The sequence below is a fragment of the Paenibacillus sp. FSL R10-2778 genome (genome assembly GCF_038593035.1).
Lineage (GTDB): Bacteria > Bacillota > Bacilli > Paenibacillales > Paenibacillaceae > Paenibacillus_AQ > Paenibacillus_AQ odorifer.
Map to the genome: position 1 here is coordinate 3,652,524 of NZ_CP151956.1, position 19,975 is coordinate 3,672,498.

The 19,975-nt window shown below is 44.4% G+C and carries 18 protein-coding genes; 4 read left to right on the top strand and 14 right to left on the bottom strand.

All coding sequences use genetic code 11. The annotated features are described in order from the left end of the window. Positions 1–6 precede the first annotated feature (6 nt). The gene (locus tag NST40_RS16100; RefSeq protein ID WP_342409716.1) at positions 7–1,305 is read right to left on the bottom strand and encodes an alpha-glucosidase/alpha-galactosidase; all 1,299 of its coding nucleotides are present in this window, start codon (positions 1,303–1,305) and stop codon (positions 7–9) included. Between the two features lie 257 nt (positions 1,306–1,562). Here NST40_RS16100 and NST40_RS16105 point away from each other — a divergent pair, with 257 nt between their 5' ends. Then, entirely contained in the window at positions 1,563–2,426 is an 864-nt protein-coding gene (locus NST40_RS16105; protein ID WP_076218053.1) for an AraC family transcriptional regulator, read from the top strand. A gap of 10 nt (positions 2,427–2,436) precedes the next feature. On the opposite strand, the gene NST40_RS16110 is transcribed toward NST40_RS16105, so the two are convergent. Both NST40_RS16110 and NST40_RS16115 read right to left on the bottom strand, forming a co-directional pair. Next, positions 2,437–2,961, bottom strand: a complete 525-nt coding sequence (locus tag NST40_RS16110) for a GrpB family protein (protein WP_076277608.1) — start codon at positions 2,959–2,961, stop codon at positions 2,437–2,439. A gap of 45 nt (positions 2,962–3,006) precedes the next feature. Continuing rightward, complete coding sequence (locus tag NST40_RS16115; RefSeq protein ID WP_076106745.1) at positions 3,007–4,227, bottom strand: MFS transporter; 1,221 nt, start codon at positions 4,225–4,227, stop codon at positions 3,007–3,009. A 188-nt stretch (positions 4,228–4,415) separates the two neighbouring features. On the opposite strand from NST40_RS16115, the gene NST40_RS16120 reads away from it, so the two are divergent. Continuing rightward, positions 4,416–5,195, top strand: a complete 780-nt coding sequence (locus tag NST40_RS16120; RefSeq protein ID WP_076126639.1) for a GNAT family N-acetyltransferase — start codon at positions 4,416–4,418, stop codon at positions 5,193–5,195. 24 nt (positions 5,196–5,219) lie between these two features. After that, positions 5,220–5,528 carry a DUF4190 domain-containing protein gene (locus NST40_RS16125; RefSeq protein WP_076277588.1) on the top strand — a complete coding sequence of 103 codons (309 nt, stop codon included), beginning with the start codon at positions 5,220–5,222 and terminating at the stop codon, positions 5,526–5,528. A 75-nt stretch (positions 5,529–5,603) separates the two neighbouring features. On the opposite strand, the gene NST40_RS16130 is transcribed toward NST40_RS16125, so the two are convergent. From NST40_RS16130 to NST40_RS16165, 8 genes are all read right to left on the bottom strand, one after another. After that, a complete protein-coding gene (locus tag NST40_RS16130) occupies positions 5,604–6,794 on the bottom strand; it encodes a Ger(x)C family spore germination protein (protein ID WP_342409717.1) in 1,191 nt (396 codons plus the stop codon). Continuing rightward, positions 6,787–7,890 carry a GerAB/ArcD/ProY family transporter gene (locus NST40_RS16135; protein ID WP_076218056.1) on the bottom strand — a complete coding sequence of 368 codons (1,104 nt, stop codon included), beginning with the start codon at positions 7,888–7,890 and terminating at the stop codon, positions 6,787–6,789. The genes NST40_RS16130 and NST40_RS16135 overlap by 8 nt, the downstream gene beginning before the upstream one ends. A gap of 37 nt (positions 7,891–7,927) precedes the next feature. Next, positions 7,928–9,598: a spore germination protein gene (locus NST40_RS16140; protein ID WP_076126801.1), complete on the bottom strand. Its 1,671-nt coding sequence runs from the start codon at positions 9,596–9,598 to the stop codon at positions 7,928–7,930. Positions 9,599–9,770: 172 nt separating this feature from the next. Then, positions 9,771–11,969, bottom strand: a complete 2,199-nt coding sequence (locus NST40_RS16145) for a DEAD/DEAH box helicase (protein ID WP_076126645.1) — start codon at positions 11,967–11,969, stop codon at positions 9,771–9,773. After that, on the bottom strand, positions 11,966–13,285 hold the full coding sequence (locus NST40_RS16150) for an ATP-binding protein (protein WP_076126647.1): 1,320 nt from the start codon (positions 13,283–13,285) through the stop codon (positions 11,966–11,968). The genes NST40_RS16145 and NST40_RS16150 overlap by 4 nt, the downstream gene beginning before the upstream one ends. Positions 13,286–13,300: 15 nt before the next feature. After that, the gene (locus NST40_RS16155; protein WP_076184845.1) at positions 13,301–14,857 is read right to left on the bottom strand and encodes a TerB N-terminal domain-containing protein; all 1,557 of its coding nucleotides are present in this window, start codon (positions 14,855–14,857) and stop codon (positions 13,301–13,303) included. A gap of 185 nt (positions 14,858–15,042) precedes the next feature. Next, a complete protein-coding gene (locus NST40_RS16160; protein ID WP_143761951.1) occupies positions 15,043–16,254 on the bottom strand; it encodes an MFS transporter in 1,212 nt (403 codons plus the stop codon). Between the two features lie 81 nt (positions 16,255–16,335). Next, complete coding sequence (locus NST40_RS16165) at positions 16,336–17,103, bottom strand: DUF1836 domain-containing protein (protein WP_076190239.1); 768 nt, start codon at positions 17,101–17,103, stop codon at positions 16,336–16,338. Between the two features lie 114 nt (positions 17,104–17,217). Here NST40_RS16165 and NST40_RS16170 point away from each other — a divergent pair, with 114 nt between their 5' ends. Next, a complete protein-coding gene (locus NST40_RS16170) occupies positions 17,218–18,528 on the top strand; it encodes a hemolysin family protein (RefSeq protein ID WP_076126650.1) in 1,311 nt (436 codons plus the stop codon). 49 nt (positions 18,529–18,577) lie between these two features. Here the strand turns inward: NST40_RS16170 and NST40_RS16175 are convergent, their stop codons facing one another. From NST40_RS16175 to NST40_RS16185, 3 genes are read right to left on the bottom strand one after another with little or no spacing between them, the layout of a single operon-like run. Continuing rightward, on the bottom strand, positions 18,578–19,111 hold the full coding sequence (locus NST40_RS16175) for a GNAT family N-acetyltransferase (protein ID WP_076126651.1): 534 nt from the start codon (positions 19,109–19,111) through the stop codon (positions 18,578–18,580). A 24-nt stretch (positions 19,112–19,135) separates the two neighbouring features. Then, positions 19,136–19,564, bottom strand: a complete 429-nt coding sequence (locus NST40_RS16180; RefSeq protein WP_076218058.1) for a GNAT family N-acetyltransferase — start codon at positions 19,562–19,564, stop codon at positions 19,136–19,138. Positions 19,565–19,589: 25 nt separating this feature from the next. Next, positions 19,590–19,943 carry a VOC family protein gene (locus NST40_RS16185; protein ID WP_036677380.1) on the bottom strand — a complete coding sequence of 118 codons (354 nt, stop codon included), beginning with the start codon at positions 19,941–19,943 and terminating at the stop codon, positions 19,590–19,592. Positions 19,944–19,975: the final 32 nt, after the last annotated feature.

The following is a 19,975-nucleotide window of genomic DNA, read 5'->3' on the forward strand; positions in this document are numbered from 1 at the left end:
GTTAATTTATTTATACGCCGGGAGCCAGTCTCCATGGGCTGTGATCAGCTCGTCGCACATATTTGTAATGTCATCCATCGACAATTCAGCTGCTGTATGTGGATCAAGCATTGCGGCGTGATAGATATGCTCTTTCTTATGGGTAATCGCTGCTTCGATCGTTAACAACTGTGTATTAATGTTTGTACGATTCAGTGCGGCGCATTGTGGAGGCAGATCTCCCACATAGGTTGGAGTTACTCCGCTTCTATCTACTAAACAAGGGACCTCTACACATGCTTCTTTTGGCAGATTGGTGATAAGACCTGTATTCATAACATTGCCACCTATTTTGAAAGGCACATTAGTTTCGATAGCTTCCATAATATAAGACGCATATTCATGCGAACGTTCATGTTTAAGTTCTTTGTTATTAACCAATTCTTCACGCATTTGTTGCCAACGTTCAATTTGATCTACACAGCGGCGTGGATACTCGTCGAGTGGAATTTGAAACCGTTCGATAAGCTCTGGGTAATTACGTTTGATAAAATAAGGATGATACTCTGCGTTATGTTCCGAAGATTCCGTAATGTAGTAACCGAATTTAAGCATCATTTCATAACGGACCATGTCTCCGTGATGTTCTTGTTGCTTCTCAGCGGCACGGCGTTTAATTTCCGGATACAAATCCTCGCCGTCTTTAGTAACCTCCAATAACCAAGCCATATGGTTAATCCCAGCGATCTTAGCCTGAACACCTGTCTGATCCATACCCAGATGCTCGAACAAGCCCGGAATACAATGCTGCACACTATGACATAATCCCACCGTCTTTACACCGCCATAGGTATTCATCACATTGGTCAGAACTGCCATAGGATTCGTATAGTTCATAAAGAGTGCGTCCGGACAAACCTCCCGTACATCCGCAGCAAAGTCCAGCATCACTGGAATAGTACGCAGGTTACGGAAAATCCCACCTATGCCAACTGTGTCCGCAATCGTTTGCCGCAAGCCATATTTCTTCGGAATTTCAAAATCTGTGATGGTGCAAGGGTCGTAACCTCCCACTTGGATTGCATTAATGACATATTTAGCTCCACGCAAAGCTTCTATACGATCCGTATAGGATTTCACAACACAAGTGCTGCCGCTGCTCTCTTTTATATTATTTAGCATATTCTCGGAATCTTTCAGGCGTTGTAGATCAATATCATACAGGGCAAGTTCAAACCCTTGCAGGGCTGGCGTTCTCATACAATCTCCCAACACGTTTTTGGCAAATACGGTGCTACCCGCTCCGATAAATGTAATTTTAGACATGTGAAATATTCCTCCTTATAGGTGAGGTGAACGGTATTAACATCGCAGTTTTATGGAGAAGAGTAAACTATAATTCCCTTATAAACACTAGGATGTCAGCTCATAACCGTCTGCTCTCTTCACTAATCACTATAAATGAGAGCGGTCCCAATGAGTATGGAGAAATACAAGAGATATATGGACGTTTGTTGCATTTGTATATTCAATCCTATAATCTAATTGTATTATTAAAGCAATCTTGGGGAGGTTCTAAGTAAATGGCTTTAGAGCATTATCATTTTACAGCAGGGTTTAATCTGGCTCCCGATGATCATGACCTATCTGTATTATTCAGCGGAGAAGGCAAACCCGTTCCTGGCCATAAAATGGGCCCCTCTGTTCATGATTACTATCTCATTCATACAGTAATTGATGGGGAAGGTGTTTTTCAAAGTGGCAGTAATTCGCAGGGATGTAGTAAGGGGGATACCTTTGTTATTTTTCCGGGGGCGTTATTTAGCTATCAGGCAGACATGGATCGTCCGTGGACATATGTATGGGTGGCCTTACAAGGGGAAGCGGTTGAACAGCTACTACACGAAGTGGGAATTACAAGGGACAAGCCAATAATCCACTTAGATAACCTAATAGAGATACATAAAGTATATGAACATATTCGTTTATCCTTTCAGCAATCTGCTTATCCTCGACTGGAGAGCTTAGAAGCTTCGGGTTGGCTACGGCTGCTAGTGCACAAATTCGGTGTTGCGAACATAAGTTCGCTTCCCTCTCAATCGATAGAATTACCGGATGTTATCGACCGTCAGATCGATCAAGCGATCCGTTGGATTTCTCTACAGTTTCATCAACAGATCAGTATCGACCATATGGCATCGTCTCTAGGCTATCATAGGGCGCACCTCTCTAAAGTCTTTAAACAAAAGATCGGCATGTCTCCCAAACAATATTTATTAAAGGTTCGTATGGATAAAGCAAAAAAACTGCTAGGAGGCACGCTGACCATCGACCAGATCTCTTCCTCGGTCGGTTTCAATGACGCGTTATACTTCTCCAAGCAGTTCCGTAAGTGGAGCGGCATGTCTCCCAGTGAATTTCGAAATCATCTTCGAACGGGCAAGTGATTGATGTATCTTACGTTTCTTTCATGGCTTTAGATAAAATTGAGCTAACAAACGTTGTCTTTCCTTCACAATAAGCATCAATGTCATAACGATGTTGTTCTGCCAAGCGTTGTTTGACCTCTGCATACGCTTGACGCGCTGCTGTATTCGATCGCAGATAGTCTCTGAAAGCGATATGCTCCAAGTAGCCTTTTCCATCCTTAGGACATACATACAGATGATATTTCATAAATCCATCATCCTGAAGTCTTTGAAACGCTTCTCTTCCCTCTATTCCCAAGTTCCCTTGGTGATCATATCCATGCTGTTGTAAACGTTCTATGATTTGTGGGAGTACATCGTAGCTGTCCATCACAAGATCAAGGTCGATGATAGGTTTAGCAGCTAGCCCTTCAATCGAAGTACTGCCCACATGCTCGATAGAAATAATAAGATCTCCGACATAAGATAAGAGCTGTTCTTTTAATCTATTGAATTCTGCCTTCCACTCTGGGTTATACGGGACAACCTCTATAACTTTCGTCTTCTCAGCGATGATCAAACACCTCCCGGGTATAATAAAAGGTACTATAATCCGTTTCTAGCTAATCTCTGGTATATCCTCTTTCTCGATCACTCTATAGACGATCCATATGCATAGAGCGGCTACAACTAGCGTTCCCCCCATTAAGCAGACACCACTCCAGCCCCAATGCTGCCATGCAAAACTTCCCAGTGTAGATCCAATCGCTCCACCTGTAAAAGTGCTGACCATAAAAACAGTATTAATACGACTGCGAGCCGCTGGTTCAAGTGCATATATCCGTGTTTGGTTACTGACCTGTGACCCCTGTACCCCAAGATCCAGAATAATAACTCCAGCAATCAAACTCCAGATCGTAAATCCGGCTAAACCAAAAAATCCGTAAGCAATTAATGTAATTAACAGTAGGATTCCTACAATCTTTTTGGGAGCAATTCTGTCTGCTAACCTCCCGATAAATGGAGCACCAGCAGCACCTGCTACACCAATAAGACCAAACAATCCTGTAATAGAGCTACTGTAGTGATAAGGTTCTCCTTCCAGAAAGAAAGCTAGAGAAGTCCAGAACACACTAAAGCCGCCAAACATGCAAGCCCCAATTAAAGATGACTCACGAAGCGTCGAATATCTGCGAATCAGTTGTCCCATTGATTTCAGCAGATCTGAGTACGAGGAATTATTGTCTGGTTTCGTTGCCGGGATTAGCCGATAAAGAATAAGGGATAACAATAACATGACTACTGCGGCAATCCAGTACATCGCTCTCCAGCCAAACATATCCCCTATAATTCCGGATATTGTTCTTGCTAGCAAAATACCAAAAAACAATCCGCTCATTACAGTGCCTATAACCTTCCCCCGCTCCTCCGGTAAAGCTAACTCAGCCGAGAGAGGAATGATGACCTGCGGCACCACCGTAGTTATGCCGATAGCAAAGCTGGCGATATACATCCAAGTGAGGTTTTGTGCGGTAGCGAAACCAATTAGTGACAGTGATACAGCAATAAGAAGTCCTGATATCAGTGTTCTGCGTTCACGAATGTCACCTAGTGGAACAAAAAATAACATTCCCAGCGCGTAGCCGATTTGAGTAAGCATCGATACATATCCCACTGCGTTAGAGGAAGCATTAAATGTGCGTCCTATCTCAGCTAGGAGCGGCTGATTATAATACATATTTGCCACGCTTAGTCCTGATGCAATGGCTAGAATTAGGATGAATTGCTTAGATAGACCTTCTCCTACACGAACAGCAGCGCCTGTGATAGATTGTGTCATGAAATTATGTGCCTCCGTTCACGTATGCTGCTTCAAACAGCGAGCTTAATTTTCCCTAATATATTATAACAGCCAATGTCAACCTTCCTTCTTCAATAGATTAATGATTAGTAAAGGAAAAAATATAAATATCTGCATAAGTACAATTTATAGTAAAATATATAAATCTGAGCAAGGAGTGGATGGACGTGCACCAGAACGAACGAATCATAAACAAATTACAAACGAATCCCTTAAAGAATGTAAGCTTGTTAAAAATGTTAAACTCCTTCCACGAAGTCATGGAAACACATCTAGTTGAGCATGGTGATCAGTGGGGTATTGTATTACTTCTTCCAGCCACAGCATACGCATATGATCATAGGGTATATCCTCAAGCGGATTACATCGTATTTTTGGATTACAGCTGCCCCGATATATTTCCAGCTTTACTACCACTGCTCCCAGCACAGGCGAAGCTTGTTTTTAAACTACAGGATGTGAAGTACCAAGAGGCACTGTCTGCGCATTTTTCTTTAGAAAAAACTCGGGGGTTTTTCTCTTACAGCACAACTGAGGGGTTAAGGTATAGTAAGGACAAAGAGGTGTCAATCAATCATTCATTTGACGACAGACTACTTCCACTTTGGGCTGCTAACCATTACAATAAGGAAGAAATTGAGGAATATTTCCAAAAAGGAGCGTTTTCCGTTTCAATCTTTCAGGGCGACAATCCGGTTAGTACCTGCCTAGCGTTCCGAAATGAAGAGCAGATTTGGGAAATCGGCGCTGTTCATACTTTAGAAGCATTTCAAAGATACGGATACGCGAAAATGGTAGTTCGCACAGCCATACAAGAAACGTTAGAACGAGGCTTTATTCCACGCTATCACGTCCTTGAAAGAAATCAAGCGTCCATTCGTCTAGCTGAATCTATTGGACTTGTCCCTTGTGTGCAGCTAGAGCACTGGATTAACTACATTCAATAACAATTTCTATTGGAGGTGATTTTAATGAGCTATCCACCAAACGACAATTTGAATTATTATCAGCCTCCACCCCCTCCGGCACCGACGAATGGCAAATCAATCGCTGGTTTTGTCTTGGGAATCCTCTCTATTGTTGTGCCTTATATTGGTTTTCTGTTAGGAATTATTGCGATTATTCTATCCGCCTTATCGCTGAGGGAAATCCGTAATCGTTATGAACAAGGCAAAGGCCTAGCGATTGCAGGCCTGGTATGTGGAATTGTGGGCACGCTGATGTACGCAATTATTATATTATTCGTCGTTGTGTTTGTTTTTGCAGCTTCTACTTACTAACCACGAAAAGGATCTCAATAGCCATCATCGGCTGCTGAGATCCTTTTCGAGTTAACACGCTATCAAGTGAACCCTTCATTCAGTCGTGGAACCAAAATCAGTGATTTTAAGCTTAACATCAAAGGTCAATGGCATCCGAATAAATTCCTCGTCCCAATGATCCTTGATCTTTTTCCAAACCTGCGGTTTTTCTATGCTGAACCAATTTCCGAACCCTGCCACATCTACTTTATAGGTGGAATGCATTTTGTGAATAAGAGCATTGATTTTTTCGGTTAATTTTTCCTCGAATATCTTCTCCAATTCTTTGAAATAGGCAACTTCCGCGGAATGCTCATTATCATCCCAATTCTCAATAAGACGTCCATCAGACTCAATGGCTACATGAATAGAGAACTTCTCATCCGCAGTCTCCTTCAGCGTAATCTTACTCTTAACTGATTTAATTTCATAAGTAATCGCTTCATTCAACTGATTATAGGCTTTAATGCTCCCACCTTTTATGTCCCCTTTGATCCAGGCAATACTCTCCACATCCTGTTGATCAATATTGCCAATCCACTGTCCTGTGTCTCCCTTGATAATACCTGCTCCGGAAAATTCCACCTCACCCTGTGCCTCCACGATGTTTTGTAAAACAAAGCTTTGCCTGGAGTACATAAGTGCATCTAGATTAGACAACGTTATGCCCTTCATAACTTTACTGGTTCTGAAGTGGTTATGAATCATGTCTGCCAGACGAAAAGATGGAATCTCCTCCGAGGTTGTTTTAAGTGTGTCGGACGCAGGCCCTTGGCTAAGAAATATAAGACAGCTAGGGCGGATATCATTATCTCGCAGTAAAAAGTCCATTAGCCGTCTGATCTTCTCCTGTTGCACCAGTTTCTCAGATATGACAACAACCTTGAGGTGATGACCTATAATCGGACGGTTCTTACGTATTGAGATTTGGCGGAATATCTCAAGCAGAGAATCCCCTGTCTCAGAAATATTGTGATAATGAGTTTTGGGTGTTGCGCCATCTTTGCCAGTGTTTCCGAGTATTTTTTCAGGTACAATTTGTACCGTAGCCGTCAATTTATTTTTCTTAAAATAGCTTCCTCCGAGTTCCTCAAACTCCCGTTCGACTCCTTTCGGCTCCCCCTTGTCAAGCGCCAATCCCGTATAAACACTCAAGTCTTCAATCTCCTTACTGCTCCAGCAGCCAGACTGCGTAAGCAGAATCACGAATACCAATAGTAGGTGAATAACCCGCTGTCTAAACATTCTGCTTGAGTCCTTTCTTCCTAATGATTAATACAATCGACAATAACAGTGGCAGCATTATAAAGATCAGCACACCCATATAGCCAATCGCATCACCAAGACTAAAGACATCATTGATGCGCTGAGGGATCATCGTACAGATGAAGATGATGGGCATTAAAGCGAACATAACCGGATGGATCTTTAGGTGGAATACCTGAGAGATGCCAAGTGACGCATTAAAGAAAAAGCTGCAAAAATTACAGAACATCTGCATCAGCCAAATGACGAGCAACGGAAATTCAAATCGTTCAAAAAAGAACCCTGATATTTCAAAGCTCCTTACCAAATCTATCGTAGGCCAGGTGCTGGTGATTACAGAATTGATGGATAGGCCGCCGATAACCATCACAACAGTAACCAGATACAGTACCAGCGGGATACTTAAACCGACCATCATTCCTTTGACCGCTTGCTGCGGATGTTCCATAAAGGCCGTCATTGTCATCACAACCTCACAACCGGTAAAGATCAGGATGCTCGACTTCATGCCTCGGATCACCGGCATCAGCCCTTCACTCAGAAAAGGACGTAAATGCTGGATATCAAATATTCTGGCACTTAAGATATAACAAATAATCAGGATAAAAATACTGATCGGAAATACAATCTGAAACACGCGGGCCATGGAATTAATCCCACCATAGACCAAATAAGTGCCCACCCAGATGAACGGCATCACAATCGCCCAGATCGGTGTCCCTTCCAGAAGAAAAAACAACGTTACTTCCGCCAAAACGCGGATTTCGAAACCCGCAATCACAATAAAGTAAAGAATCAATATTGTACTCATTACACTGCCTGGAAGATTCCCAACAATTCTTTTAGAATACTGAAAGACAGTCTTCCCTGGAAATTGCTGGCTAAGCTTCACCATAACCAATATGACCAAAGATACGACGATACCTCCCAGCACTACTGAAATCCAGGCATCGGGAGTCTGCACAGCCTTAACAACATTTCTGGGCAAAGTCAAAATTCCCGCACCTAGCATTGAATTGGTCAAGATTATAGAAGCCTGCGAGGTTGTGATCTTGTCATCAGTTCGTTTAAACACTGTGGTCTCCCCTCTGCTCCTGCTAAGAATACATTCTCTAGGACCTGCGCTTTTTCTTCTGGGTCTTCAGCATCTCCGGTCTTCGCTTCATGATCGATAACGGTGCACGAACGAACAAATCCTTCCAGTCACTTAAGCGGAAAGGGGAAATAGGGGTGACGTAAGGAACTCCAAAGCTTGAAAGCCGAGTCAGATGGCTGCAAATAAGCAGGAAGAAAAGGATGGTTCCGAACATGCCCAGGACCGCCGCAAATAACATGCCTGCGAATCGTAAGATCCGGAGAGTAATCCCCGCACTGTACATCGGTATGGAAAACGAAGAGATCGCTGTCACGGCTACAACAATTACCAAAAAAGGACTTACAATACCAGCCTGTACCGCGGCATCTCCAATGATTAGACCTCCGACAATCCCCATTGCCGGACCTATGGGCTTCGGCAGCCGAATTCCAGCTTCACGCAAGATTTCAATGGAAATTTCCAGAATCAACACTTCAATTAATGCAGGAAAGGGTACACCTTGGCGTGTTTCGATAATGGAGATCGCCAGTTGTGTAGGAATCAGTCCCGGATGAAAAGAGATAAAGGAAATATACAGCGCCGGAGCCAACAGAGCCAGAAATGATGCGCAAAACCGGAGTATCCGCAAAAGTGTACCCGGAATCCAGCGCTCATAATAATCCTCAGGAGACTGCAAAAGCATACTGAACGTCACTGGAACAACGAGTGCAAACGGTGTGCCATCCAGCAAAATCGCGACTCTTCCCTCTAACAAGGATGCAATTACCCGATCGGGTCTTTCCGTATTCTGTGTCTGCTGAAACGGGCTTAAATAATCATCCTCGATCAACTGTTCCACATAGCCGGATTCCAGAATAAAGTCCATATCAATTTTGGAGATACGTTCCTTCACTTCCTGGAGCAGATCAGGATTTACAATGTTTTTCATATAAGCGATAACCAGGTTCTTCTTGATTTCGCTGCCTACTTCAACCATTTTCATTTCCAGATTCTTATTAAGCCCTTGGCGCCGCAGCATAGAGGTATTCTCACTAAGCACCTCAGTAAAGCCAATCCGAGGCCCACGCAGTAAAGCCTCCGAGGTTGGCTCAGTAATCGCGCGCACGGATCCATGCGGAGAACCCACCAGCAACATCTCACGCATGCCTTCGACAATCAGCGCAGTGTATCCGAATAGGACAAACTCCTGCAGTTGGTCTAAATCCTTGGCTTCACTAAGCTGAGCTAAGGGGAGCATATTCTGTTTCAAGTAGTTGTATATTCCTTCTGAAGCCTGCGTTTCGCCGGCATACATCAGATTCTGCAGCACCTGCTGATTGATTAGCTCCTCGTGCTGCATCCCCTCTACATAGACCAATGCGGCACGTGCCTGTATACCTTTAACTGAGAATTCACGAAAATGTACATCACTGTTCTCCCCCAATGCCGTTTTTATCGCTGTCAGATCGGCATCATAGTCCTGGGTAAAAGCAGTAGACACAGGAGGCTGCGGATTTACTTCCCGATTGTCATTCTTCTTCAGTTCCGCATCCTGTGATTTGGCCTCTGTTTCCTTGGAGCGTCCGCTTCCAACATAAAAATACAAATGCCTGTAAAGATAAAAAATCCCTACGGGAAAGAGCAGCGTAATCGCCGCCTGCATAAAAATTGTCCAGTCCGGAATATAAGAGACTATTTTAGGCCACATCGCAATCATCCTCTATAGGAATCTGTTAGTACTATTCTCCTTCCACCCTATTCTTATGCAACATTTGAAACTTAAGGAAAGTTCATATATCAGCATTGGTCCGGACATAACAAAACGCCCGCATAAGCGGACGTCTGCAATTTAGAGTATTTTCAACAGGTACTGCTTAAGGTTAATTAGGTTGCTGCCACTGCTTTAAAACTTCAATCAGACCCGGGACATCTAATCCATCCAAGGAAAAAGCTTTGCGCAGCAGCTCATGCGGTATGAACTCATCGTATTTTCCGAGGTAGGGTGCTTCATCTGGGGATAACAATGATAATGGATCTGTGGCAGCCATACTTTCGGCAATGATCTCTGCTTCCAGCGTTTCTGCATCTGTTTTACCCGCAACGACCATATAATAAGGTTCCATGGGAACGATAGAACGCAGTCCCAGAGGGCTCTTCAGGTTGTTCTTCAGAAGGCGCTCCAGCGTACGAAATTGCCGACTACCGGCCCAGGGCAGAATGAACATGGAATCTCCACCCGCCGGCATAACGGACCGCACAAGCATTCCGCTTTCCTTCGCTAAACGACGGGCTCGTTCAAGACGTGCAGCCGCACTCGGAGCTAAATACGGATACAATGAAGTGGCTCCTAAGATTTCACGGATCTTGTTCATGATGCGTGTATGTACATCCCCACCCGCACCAAGCCACAACGTATCTACTTTGCCGCGTGAGGTTTTCACATAAACGGCTTTATGGCGATTATCCACCTCTTCTACCTTCCAAAGCTTACCTGCCAGAGTAAAACAGTAGCCTGGTGGTGGAACCGTTGTGATCGATCCGATTTCCTCAGTCCCGTTATAGACCACATGCTCTTCATCATCTTTGAAGACCGCGTAGAAGCGGAAGTTATTCACGATCTTCTCTCCCGCCATCCCGATGATCAAGCTGCCTTCGTCCATCTTCTCAATTTGTCCCATGCCTAACATATAGGTCATGAAAATATCATAATCAGTAGGATCTATGGTTTTAAACGAAGGCAAACTCAGAACCGCTTCTTTTAAATCATCCGGTTCGGCCTCACCCATACTTTTCAAAATGCTCATCGTCTGATGGTACAGCAGTCCAACTGGCAGCTGACGCACGACCAGGGGTTCCACCCATTTCTCGCGCACATATAGCTCAATTACCGCTATCGCTCGAAGCAGTGTCCACGGCATCCGCGCCGGAAGCTGAGCTTCCTCGTCCTCTTCCTCGGGCGTGACAAAGATCATCTCGGATGCAGCGTCTCCACGCCTGCCCGAGCGTCCTAACCGCTGCACAAAGCTTGCGCAGCTATAGGGAGCGCCGACCTGTAGCACTCGCTCCAGCTCGCCCAGATCAATACCCAGCTCCAGCGTCAATGTCGCTGCGGCAACAGCCGGTCCGGTGCCTTGCCGCAGCGCGGCTTCCGTCTCTTCACGCAGCATCGCGGAGATGCTGCCATGGTGAACGTGAAATACATCCCGTTCACCACGCTTCGCGGCCGTTCTCCGCATCTCTAGGGTCGCCGTCTCCGCATCTGAGCGGCTGTTGGTGAAGATCAACGCCTTCTTCAGATGCGTATGATCATAAATAAAATCGTAATAAGACTGCTTCGCACGTTCTAAATGCTCCGCCTGCACCTCATCCCGTGCATCCGGGAAAGAGAAATGCTCCACACTTAAACGGAGCTTACGCCCGCCTTGTGGAGCGGACACTTCAACGCTCTCCCGTGTGCCCGCCGCCAGCCACTCTGTGACAGAAGCGTAGTCACTCAGCGTAGCTGATAGACCGATTCTGCGAGGATGACATCCCGCCATTCGTGAGATTCTCGCCAGCTGGCTTAACACCTGGATCCCCCGGTCAGCTCCCATAAAGGCATGCACCTCGTCAATGACAATAAAACGTAGATCATGGAACAACGCTGGAATAGCATTCGGGCGGTTCATTAATAATCCCTCAAGCGATTCCGGGGTGATTTGCAGCACGCCTGAAGGATTCTGCACCAGTTTTGTTTTATCGGCTTGAGGTACATCTCCATGCCAGTGCCACACCGGAATATTGCCTTCACGAAGCAAATCATTCAAACGTGTAAATTGATCGTTGATCAAAGCTTTCAGAGGGGCGATATACAAAATGCCAACCGAACCGGAAGGACGTTCATACAGCTCAGTAAGCGCTGGGAAAAATGCTGCCTCTGTCTTACCTGAAGCGGTACCTGAGGCAATCAGCAGATGATGCGGGGTATCAAAAAGCACCCGGCAGGCATCCACCTGTGCCTCACGCAAAGTCTCCCAGCGGTTCTTATAAATAAACTCTTTAATGAAGGGAGCCAGCCTATAGAACGGATTATCACTCATAATTCAAACTCCGCCAGGAATCCATCCAGTTCATTTTGCTCAGTCTCAGCTGGCTTAGCCGTTTTTTCGCCCACTAGCTGTTCAAAAGTAATCTCCGGATGCTGGTGAAGCGTATGCAGCAGATCCATGAAATCACGAACTACCTCCCGTGGAGTTAAGAGTTCCTCAGCCCCTAATCTTCCAACCGCTTCCTCCATAAAATGAACCAATTGTTCCTGTGATAAACGCGCTTCATAACCATAATGTAGGGCGTGAATCTCTTTAAGCTTTTGCAGCAGTACCAGAATTTCCTCGTGTGATAACATGTCCAGAGCAATGATAGGTCCAGTATAATTGTTCAGACCCGCCGCCCCGTACCGGCCAGCAACCAATCTCGATCGCAGTGCCTCATAACTAAATAAACCACGCCGTCCATCTTCCACAAATTGCGGAGTTCCCCCTATAAAAATCCCTAAGTTCTCTGCCTTCCCCTGCATCGTATCATTGAACATGGTAAGCAGCTTTTCATAGTTGCTCTGACGGGAAATACTGTTCGTAATTTTATAAAGATTGACACCTTCATCAATAAACAGCAGCAGACCTTTATAGCCAATAGCCGCAGTAAATTCCGCCCAAAGCTTCATATAGTCATACCAATTATCATCATCAATAATCACGCCAACTCCAAGCGCTTTGCGGGCTTCTGTCCGAGTTGCAAATTCTCCACGCAACCAGCGAAGCGAATCCTGTTTCTGGTCATCATCGGCCAGCTTGTGTGCATTCCAATAAGAGGCGAGCACTTTGGCAAAATCAAAACCATGTACCAAACCACGCATTTCAGAGGCTACAGCGTAAATTCGCTTCTCTACTTCTTCACCAAGCTGAGGGTGATCAGGCCCATATTCCTTCTCCTGCATCACGGACTGCTGTAGCGTAATAATCCATTTCTGCAGGATGATCTCCAACGCTCCACCATCTGGACGTGTGCGGGTCGATAAATGGCTCATTAGCTCCCGGTAAGTCGCTAGGCCTTGTCCTTTAGTTCCTACTAACCTACGCTCAGGGGACAGGTCAGCATCTGCTACTACAAAATCCCGATCCATCGCGTAATTACGGATCATCTGAAGCAGAAAGCTTTTGCCGCTGCCGAATTTGCCTGTAATCAGCTTAAAAGCTGCCCCACCCTCTGCAATGTTCTCCATATCTCTTAATATGGCCTCAATCTCCGGCCGACGGCCAACGGCTATGTGCTCTAGTCCGATACGCGGAACAACACCAGCCGTCAACGAATTGACTAGCGCAGTTGTCATTCGTTTAGGTATTTTTAATTCACTCATCCAAAGTTCACCTCATTAAATATTGCGCAGCATAGAGATATATTCCTCAACAATGTCTTCCCCCTCAATGATCAGATCACCAAGAATGTCCATTGCGATTTCATTAATCTCATCAATTAGAAGCTCTGACATCGTGCCATTAGCAGCAGCCAGCTTCAGTAAAGCTTGACTTCCATCCTCATCCAAAAGAGCAAGCAGTGCTTCCCGTTGTAGTGGACTTAAAGCATTGGCAAACTGTTCTGCCTCCGATCCTATGCTAACCGCTTGAGCTTCTTCAATCACCTCTACAGGCAACAATTCTTCCTTACTATCTTGTATTGGATCAATTTCACCGATAGTTGCTTCGAGCTTGCTATCCTCGTAATCTTGCTCGTCCATATTCTCAACCGTAAGCATCGTCCGTACAATTTCAGAATCACTTTGCAGGCGTTCTAGTTTCTCCGGATCTATGACGACTGTCGGCCCTTTGTCTTCCTGCGTCTCTTTAAGGTACTCACGCTTTAGAAAACGAGTGATCAAATCGTCCATATCGGCATCTACATTAATACCTTTAAGTCGTCCGCGGTAGCCCATCAGTTCCCGGAGTTTATTCTCAGTCAGACGAAATAACCTTGTAATCAGACTGCGAAGTGGTGGAGATTTACTAATACGTACAACCGGTATAAGAACAGAATAGCCATATAATGAAATATCATATACGGCACTTCGGAATAAATAACGCTCCCGCATCACCGCTGGTCCAGGCGGAAACATTTCAACTAGATTGGAGCCGTGTTTCCGGGTGACATAAGCATTAATTAACGCCACGACCTGCGGAATGTATTGTTCAAGAGCTTCTTTGCCTTCTCCGATGTAGAACTTGGATTTACTAATATCATAGTCCGACATTGCCGTTAATACTGCGAAGGTTAGCTGCTCAGGAGCAGTCGTCAGTCCTCTCATTAATTCAAGCTCCGCCAGATCCCCAGCAAGACCACGTGAACGAGCCACAATGATAGAAAGCGGGACATCCAAATGATGTACAAAAGAGAAGTCCGCGATCCAGCCGCCAAGATATTGATCCAAACGTTTATAACTTTCCCGGTAAGCTTCCCAGATCAGATTTAGCTGCCTATAGCCATCATTAGGGTCAGTCCACCCCACGCCATTAATAAGCTCATATACATGCAGAAAAATATAAGAAAGATCTGTTTTCAGATATCTGCCTTGTCTAACTTCATTCCGCCAATAAAAATACCATCTGCTTTGCGTGCCTGTCATATGGCCATATGTAGGCCAGTAACTCTTAAAAGGAACAAAAAGCGCTGAGTCCTCAGTTTTTTCAACTAATTCCTTCGCTCTTGTTACGAACTGCCCTTCGGTGGTAGTCACAGGCTCCGGCGTTTCCATCTCTGTATCCCAAAGCTGCAGCTGTAATGAAGGTTCAGGGGTTGAATTTGTTTTGCCATTATTCTTAGAAGATGACTTAGGCAGCGCAGGTTCAGGGGAATTTCGCGGCGGAATCGGTACATTTTGTTCCGTACTTTCCCAGACTAATTCTGTGAAATGCGGCTGCTTCCTATCATTACTCATGTGCGATCGCTCCGTCCTTATAAATAAGGATTAATGTAAAAAAACGGTCCTGTTCACAACTGTGAAGGAACCGTTTTGTTCTTACGTGAATAGTGGTCATCCATACAGGACGATAACATCGTTTCTTCTTGATATTTTAGCATTGTTGATAGATTAACATCAAGTATGTAATGCAGAATCACATTTTAGAGAAGCTCGGTTCCCTTTGTTTCTTTGCCAAGGAACAATACCGCTAATGCACCGATAATAATCGTTACAAAAAATAGCATAAAGATCGAGCCAATCGCCATAGATTTACCTACTAGAACCCCTACCAGCAAAGGTGCGATAATGCCCCCAATCCGGCCAAAGGAAGTTGCTAAACCAGCGCCTGTGGAACGAATAGCCGTTGGGTACAGCTCTGGCGTATAAGCATACATGCCACCCCAAGCGCCAAGATTGAAGAAGGATAAACAAATTCCGGCAGCCATCAGCATGCCTTCAGTAGTCGCATTTCCGAACCATGCAGCGCTAACCGCAGTGAACAGCATATAGATGACTAGGACAAATTTACGTCCGAACTTTTCAATAAAGTAAGCGGCAGTAAAATATCCAGGCAACTGAGCGAGCGTCATAATAAGCACATACTCGAAGCTTTTGACCAAGCTGAAGCCTTTAAGTACCATAACTGTAGGCAGCCATAGAAACATGCCATAATACGAGAACACCACCGTAAACCATAAAATCCACAACATAATTGTAGAACGGCGATATTCTGGCGACCATACGGTAGCGATTCGTTTCTTTAAGGAAACGGGTGCCTTTTTAATCTCAGCAAATTTCGGTGAATCATCAATCGCCCGTCTTAGATATAAAGCGTAGAGTGCAGGTACAGCCCCAATTCCGAAAGCTATACGCCAGCCATAATCAGGGATAATGAAGAACGCGATTAATGCAGATGCAATCCAACCGACTGCCCAAAAGCTCTCCAAAAGCACAACCGCACGGCCTCTCTCCTGAGCAGGCATGCTCTCTGAGACCAAGGTAGAAGCGACAGGCAGCTCTCCGCCAAGACCAAACCCAGCAATAAAACGAAGCACACAGAGGATCGCAAAGCCTGTTGCAAATGCAGATAATCCGCTTGCCGCCGAGAAAATAAGGAGTGTCCACAGCAATATCGGTTTACGGCCAAAGCGGTCTGCTAATATCCCTGCCGCTGCAGCACCTACTGCCATACCGACGGAATTAATACTAGTCAATATACCGATCTGCTCCGGTCCCAGATTCCAATCCTTAGCTAAAGCTGCTACAACAAAAGAAATCATTCCGACGTCCATCGCATCGAACATCCAGCTCAAGCCAGCGCTGAAGAGTAATTTCCTTTGTTTCGGATTCCGCAGCAGTGTCATTTGATTCACTTCGAAGCCCCCTTATTTCAACCTGTTAACCAATAAACTTACTTTTGATTGTTTCACTTATACATTTTAAAATTGAAGTGCTCAAAAATCAAGAAATAAAGCAGCATTAAAGTATTGCCTAGCCAGCGATTGAAAATAACAGGTCTGCACAGAAATTGTGGCGATAAGCAGCATATTACGAACGGATTCTCTCTGCGCTCTCGACAAATGTGTCAGCCGGTTAATCACACGATCTATAGAGCTTTTTAATGAGGTATCATCTTTCCAAGAGAACTCCTTGTGCAACACTTGATCTACTTTACATTGTGTCTGAATCGATGGATTGCTTTTGATCTCCTCAAAAAGCCCTGCATAGGCGTAATACAGCTTGGCCGGTTCAATTAGATCATCATCATCCCGATCCGGCTTTAGGAACATTAGCTGGAACAGTTGGCGGATACTTTCAAAGTTAAGAGCGGATTTGAGATCATCGATAATAAACAAAAGCGCCGCCTGATTAACCGAATATTTCTTTCCTTCTTTAGGCGAACCGAGATATTCCTTGAAGTCGCGCTTGACCCAATTTTGCATAGCTGTGACGGTCAATGTGGAATACTCTATAAGATGGCCCAATGAAGCAATTTCACCAAGTGAAAAGCCTTTTACATGGCCGCCTTTAATGATCTTTTGTAATATGGGTGGAACATTGGTTGATAAAAAAGCGGGTAACGAAGTCCCCTTTTGTAATTCTTCACGGTGAAACTTTGCCCATGCCTCTTGGAGGATATTCAGCGGTTTCCGGTCTGACAATCCGGTCAATGAGAGCAGTAGACTGGACATCTCCACACGAGTCAATGCAAATGATTCCATATCTGTTTCCCTCCACCATTTGATATTTTACTGAAAAGTTCGTAGAATAGTTCATAAGAACTCATAATAATGAGTATAACCTATTTTAGGAACGAAAGGGATGGTAAAGATTATATGGGTATAGGACTTAGTTTGACGTTGGTGGTTATTTTGATTATTTTAACCGCTTTTTTTGTAGCAACAGAATTTGCATTGGTGAGACTTAGAGGTAGCCAGATCAGTCAAATGGTGCTTGACGGAAAGAAGAATGCCTTGGCAGTACAGAAGGTATCCGCTAATCTCGATGGCTATTTATCCGCTTGTCAGCTCGGGATTACCATCACTGCGCTGGGTATTGGTGCACTGGCAGAGCCTGCATTCGAACAGTTATTGCTTCCTATTTTCGACTGGGCCAATATCAGTTCTAGTGTGAGTCACCCTCTTGCGTTTTTACTCGCATTCATCATTGCAACATTCTTGCACGTCGTTGTCGGAGAACTTGCTCCGAAGACGGCAGCTATAAACATTCCGGAAAAAATCGGTCAAATTACTTCACCGCTGATTATTTGGTTCTACAGAATTTTGTACCCTCTCATTTGGTTCATGAACGGTTCCGCTAATATGCTTGTTCGTCTTTTTGGGATGAAACCAGCTAGTGAGCATGGAGACGCGCATAGTGAAGATGAGATTCGTTTGATCCTGTCCGAGAGTTACGAAAGCGGGAAAATCAATAAAGCCGAATATGGCTATGTTAACCGAATCTTTACTTTTGATGAGATGCTCGCCAAAGAAATCATGGTTCCGCGAACCGATATGGTATGTCTTTTCACCAATCATTCGTTGAAAGAAAATTTCGAAATTATCCGCAAGGAGCAATATACTCGTTTCCCTGTGGCACAAGGCAGCAAGGATAATATTATCGGAATGATCAACACGAAACAGCTCTATTTGCAGTATGATAACAATCCTGATTTTGATTTCCATAGCTTAATTCAACCCGTACTGACAGTATCTGAGGTGACACCGGTCAAGAATCTTCTAACTCGTATGCAGTTGGAGCGTGTGCATATTGCCTTGCTGCTTGATGAATATGGTGGAACATCCGGTCTCATCACGATTGAAGATATTTTGGAAGAAATCGTTGGTGAAATCCGTGACGAGTTTGACGGTGATGAACGCAGAGAAGTCGAAAAAATAAGCGATACTAACTATCTGTTCGACGGTAAGGTATCTCTGTTAGAGGTCAAGGATCTTACAGGGCTTGATTTCGAAGATGAAGAAGTGACCACAGTTGGAGGCTGGGTATACAGTCATATCGCAGATCCAGCCATTGGCAAAAGTATTGTTCGTGACCATGTAACATTGACCATCCGCGAGATGAACAGATACCGTGTCCGCAAGGTTGAAGTTGTTATCGAACAATCAAGCAACACTGAATCATCATAAATCACGAAATCATAACCTTTATTCATAAAAAAAGGATAGGGTCATCAGATTAAATCTGACACTCTATCCTTTTTTCTTTTTGGAGAATTTTGCTCATATAATACTCATCCACCCACTCACCATCGACAATAAGAGATTTCCGCTTCGTCCCTTCGATTTCAAACCCGCTCTTGGTATACAGCCCCAAAGCAGCTTGATTATGGGTCATGACGGATAACTCAAGACGAACAATCCCATTGTTCATAGCCCAGATGTCCATCTCACGGAACAGGCCAGCCCCAATCCCATTCCCCTGATATTGTTTCTGAATCCCAATCACTATGTACGCGCTATGTCTATTGCGTCTAACACTTCCACCTCTAACAGACAAGTAACCTGCCAAATGATCGTCAACCTCTGCCCCTATAAGAATTGAAGTTTCTGCTGCCAGAAAGCTTTCGAGCATTTCTTTGACCTGACAAAGACTAGCTTGTCTTTCATCCGGTTCCAATAACATAAATTTGGACTCTTGGTCTAACTGATGCTGAAGTCGAAGCAGTTCACCTGCATCCTCCGGCACCAGTTCTCTAAGTGTAACCATCATATCATCACTTCCAATCGTAAATAACTATAAGTACTTCTTGAATACCTTACTGGAGCTGCTATCATAACCAAGAATTTCGTAGAGACGATGCGCTTCTTCTCTCTTTGCAGCACTTGATAACATAATCTTAAGGGCTCCCTTGGAGATTGCTACATTCTCGGCATGTCTCATTAGCATTGCGCCATACCCTTTTCCTCGTACTTTTTCAGCCACAATGACTCTTTCTATGACAGCAAAGGGCCTATCGTCACACAAAGCATCCATACAAAAATGAAGATGTAACGACCCGACAATTGTTTCTTGTTCTTCGCACACATATAGAAAACTCTCCGGATGACCTGCTATCTGCTTCAGCCGCTCAGGAGATACATGAATAGCTGGATGCTCAGGCAGCAAAATCCGATAAAGTTCTTCAATGAAGGTAGCGTCTTCGGGCACTGCTTCTCTTATCATTCGTCTACTCCCTTCTATACAACGATTAACAACGACAGACCATGATCACATTTCCATCGGGATCTTTAAAATTAAACCAATGATCATGCTCAATATCCGTGAGAATCTCTCCTCCGTTGGCCTTTACATAATCATAAGCAGCATCAATATCCTCGGTGTTAAGATGAAACGAAGGGATGTTTAGAACAGATTCAGCGGTGTAAATCTTACTGTCCAAAACGATGCCCGGTCCCTGCATAGGGACTACATATAAATGACCGAATAATACCTCTCCATCTAATGGGAGTCCAAGCAATTGGCAATACCATTGTTTTGATTTCTCAATATCCTTTACCGGAATAAAAACAGCACCAATCTGATTCAGAATCGGACTTATCATCATTAAGAAAGCCTCCTCTTTTAAGTTGACGG